General features: G+C 64.1%; 3 protein-coding genes. 1 reads left to right on the forward strand and 2 read right to left on the reverse strand.

From position 1 onward, the window contains the following. Window positions 1-282 precede the first annotated feature (282 nt). Window positions 283-1,317 carry a LacI family DNA-binding transcriptional regulator gene (locus EN932_RS31500; RefSeq protein ID WP_063173610.1) on the forward strand — a complete coding sequence of 345 codons (1,035 nt, stop codon included), beginning with the start codon at window positions 283-285 and terminating at the stop codon, window positions 1,315-1,317. Here the strand turns inward: EN932_RS31500 and EN932_RS31505 are convergent. Continuing rightward, window positions 1,314-2,267 (reverse strand): alpha/beta hydrolase, encoded by a 954-nt coding sequence (locus tag EN932_RS31505; RefSeq protein WP_127370402.1) that lies wholly within the window; start codon window positions 2,265-2,267, stop codon window positions 1,314-1,316. The genes EN932_RS31500 and EN932_RS31505 overlap by 4 nt on opposite strands. A 10-nt stretch (window positions 2,268-2,277) precedes the next feature. Beyond that, a complete protein-coding gene (locus tag EN932_RS31510) occupies window positions 2,278-3,426 on the reverse strand; it encodes a Gfo/Idh/MocA family oxidoreductase (RefSeq protein WP_013532953.1) in 1,149 nt (382 codons plus the stop codon). Window positions 3,427-3,591: the final 165 nt, after the last annotated feature.

The raw sequence follows: 3,591 nt of genomic DNA on the forward strand, positions 1-3,591 counted from the left end.
GGGTGGGGTGATTTCCAAGCCGTGTATGGGCGGCATGGCGACATTTGGCAAGCAGGCCCGTAGCCGAGGGCTGAGCGGCAAGCTTCTGCAGCCTATCCTCGTCGAACTGACGCCATCAGGTTTAAAGCGTTAACAAATAATTTGACGCACGCAATCTTTTTGCATTCTAATGGGAACTGTGAAAATTGACTGAATAAGTTCCGTCGAGCATTGTCGCATCCGGTCAACGGCCGCATGACTGTGGGCGGGGCCGATCGTTGGCAGGGGATCAGGAACATATCGATGGCGGAGAAGACGCACCGCACGATGGACGACTTCGCCCAGGCATGCGGCGTGTCGCGCCCGACGCTGTCCAAATATTTCGACGATCCGGCGAGCGTGAAGCCGGCGACGCGGGCGCGCATCGAAGCCGCCCTGCGTTCCTCGGACTATCAGCCGAACCTTTTCGCCCGCAATCTCAACCGCAAGCGCACCCGCAACATCGGCATCGTCGTGCCGACGATCACCGATCCTTTCTACGCCGAGATGGTCAGCCGCATCGAATTTCGTTGCCGCGACGAAGGCTACTGGCCGATCGTCATCTCCTCGCATGGCTCGCCGAAGCTGGAAGCGGAGTCGGTCAGGACGCTGCTGTCGCTGAAGGTGGCTGGCGCGATCATCGCCCCGCTCGGCCTGGCCTCCGACCGCAGCGTCTTCGACAAGCTCGGGCAGGACATTCCGATCGTCTATTTCGACACCTATATCGAGGGCGATACGCCGTTCGTCGGCAACGACAACCGGCAGAGCGTGTCGACCATCGTCGACTATCTCTGTCGCTCGGGCGAACCGCCGGTCTATCTCGACATCCCACATGTCAACCACAACTCCGGCGAACGCCAGGAGAGCTACATCGTCGCGATGGAGACCGCCGGCTTCAAGCCGGCCGTCATCGAGGCCGCGCGCGATTACACCTGGGACTTCGAACGCATCGGCTACGAGCAGACGGAAAAAATGCTGGAGGCCGGGACCTTGCCTGGCCGCACCATCCTGTGCGCCAACGATCGTCTCGCCTTTGGCGTAATGGCGGCCGCGTACTCGCGCGGCCTGAAGGTCGGCCGCAGGCCCGATTGCGATCTGCGCGTTGCCGCCCACGACGACCATCCGCTGAGCCGCTACACCTGTCCGGCGCTGACCACCATGGCGCAGGATTTCACCGCCATGGCCGGCCGCAGCGTCGAGATCCTGCTGGCCCTGCTGGACGAGGCCGATCCGCCGAAGCAGGGCATGGCGCGCACCGTCAAGCTCGGTGCCACCCTGGTGATGCGTCAGTCGGCCTAACCGGTCGACGTCGATCCCTCGAAGTGGCGCCAGGCCGTCACCGCCTCGACCACCGCTTGCCGGGCGGCGGGAATATGGCGTCCCATCGAGACGAAGCCATGGATCTGGCCCGGCCATTGCCGCAGGATCACAGACACGCCCGCGGCCTGCAGGCACGCCGCATAGGCTGCCCCTTCGTCGGCCAGGATGTCACAGCCGGCAAGCCCCACGAATGCCGGCGCGACGCCGGCAAGATCAGGCGCCAGCAAGGGCGAGACGCGCCAGTCCATGATATCGTCGGGCGTTCGCACATAATGGTCGCGGAACCATGCCATGGTCGTCGCGGTAAGGCCGAAGCCGTCGCCGAAACGCCGGTAGCTGTCCGATGTCTGCCGCGCGTCGGTGTTGGGATAGATCAGGATCTGCGTCGCAAGTGGTGGAGCGAGCCCATCGCGTGCGAGCAGCGCCAGCACTGCGGCAAGATTGCCGCCGGCGCTGTCGCCGGCAACACCAATGCGCACCTTGTCGATGCCCAGATCGACGGCATTCTCGGCCATGAAGCGAAGTGTCGCCAGGCAATCCTCGAGCCCGGCGGGAAATTTGTGCTCCGGGGCCAGGCGATAGTCGGGGCAGACAATGACGGCGTTGCCGAGATTGGCCATCAGGCGGCAGATCTCGTCATGTGAATCGAGATTGCCGATGACCCAGCCGCCGCCATGCAGATAGAGCAGCGCCGGCGCCCCGCTCGGCAGTGCGTCGATGCCGCGATGGATGCGGACAGTGATGGGGCCGTTCGGCCCGTCGATCTGCTGTTCAAAGGTCGTCGCGACCGGCTCATGCTCACCTTGCAGCGTCGGGAACGAGGCGTTGTAGGCAGCTCGCGCCGCCGCCACGCTGCCGGTCTCGAATGGCTTGCCGCCGGCTGCACGAGCCATGTCGAGGACGCGCAGCGCATCCGGATCGAGCGTCATGATCATACCCTCAGGCCAGCAGATCGCTCGCCTCTTCCTCGGTCAGCAGGGCCGGCTGGACGACATCGCCCGCGATGGCGACCGAGCCCTGTGTTTCACCGGAGCGCAGGATAGCCTCCATGATCTCCAGTACATGCAGCGCCAGATTGCCGGAGGCGCGTGGCGTGTTGCCGGTCTGAAGCGAGCGCACCAGATCGGCGACGCCGAGCATGCGGTAATTGGCGCGATCGGGCGCCGCATAAGGCCAGTTGCGGGCGCCATAGAGTTCGCCTTCGCTGGCGAAATCCCTCCAGTCGGTGCCGCGTTTCGACAGCGACACGGTGCCGCCGAACGTGTCGGGGTCGGGCAGGCGCAGCGAGCCTTCCGTGCCGTGCAGTTCGATCGGATGGTTGGAGTGGCGAAAGACATCCCACGAGGCGCCGAAGGTGACGGTTGCGCCGGAGCGGAACTCCAGCAGCGACAGCACATTGGTCGGCGTGCCGACCTTGAATGTGGTGTTCTTGAATGGCCCTTCGGCAGTGATCAGCCGCTCCTCCTGGCCGCGCGTCGCCATCGCCATGACGCGTTCGACCGGGCCGAGCAGATTGACCAGCATGGTCAGATAGTAGGGGCCCATGTCGAACACCGGGCCACCGCCTGGCTGGTAGTAGAACTGCGGGTTGGGGTGCCAGTGCTCCATGCCGCGGCCCATCATGAAGGCGGTGCCGGTGACCGGGCGGCCGATGGCGCCGTCATCCATCAGCCGGCGGGCGCGGCGTCCGGCTGCACCAAGGAAGGTGTCGGGCGCCGAGCCGAGCAGCAGCCCGCGCGACCGCGCCTCGTCGACCAGGCGCCGTCCATCGGCCGCCGAGGTGGCGAGCGGCTTTTCGGTGAAGACGTGCTTGCCGGCCGAAAGGGCGGCAAACGAAATGTCGAAATGCGCCGCCGGAATGGTCAGGTTGAGGACGAGATCGATCTCGGGATCGGCCAGCAGTGCATCGACGCCGAGTGCCCGTATGCCATATTCCTTCGCCCGCAGCGCCGTCATGTCGGCCGAGATATCGGCGCAGGCGCGCAACTCGATGCCGCCGAAGAGAGCGGCATTGCGCAGATAGGTCATCGAGATATTGCCGCATCCGATGACGCCGATCCCGAGTTTCGTCGTTGATATCCCGTGCATTTTCGATCGTACCTCCCAACGCGGTCACCGTCTGCCGAATCCGCCCAGAAGTAACGGATCGCCTTCGCAAAGGGCTATACAACATTTTAAATATTGACGCGCGTAAAATTTTTATACAACATGCGAAAATGCTGGCGCGATATCGGGAGGCTGCCAGTCCTGGGA

It is taken from the genome of Mesorhizobium sp. M7A.F.Ca.US.002.01.1.1, from assembly GCF_004022955.1.
Lineage (GTDB): Bacteria > Pseudomonadota > Alphaproteobacteria > Rhizobiales > Rhizobiaceae > Mesorhizobium > Mesorhizobium ciceri.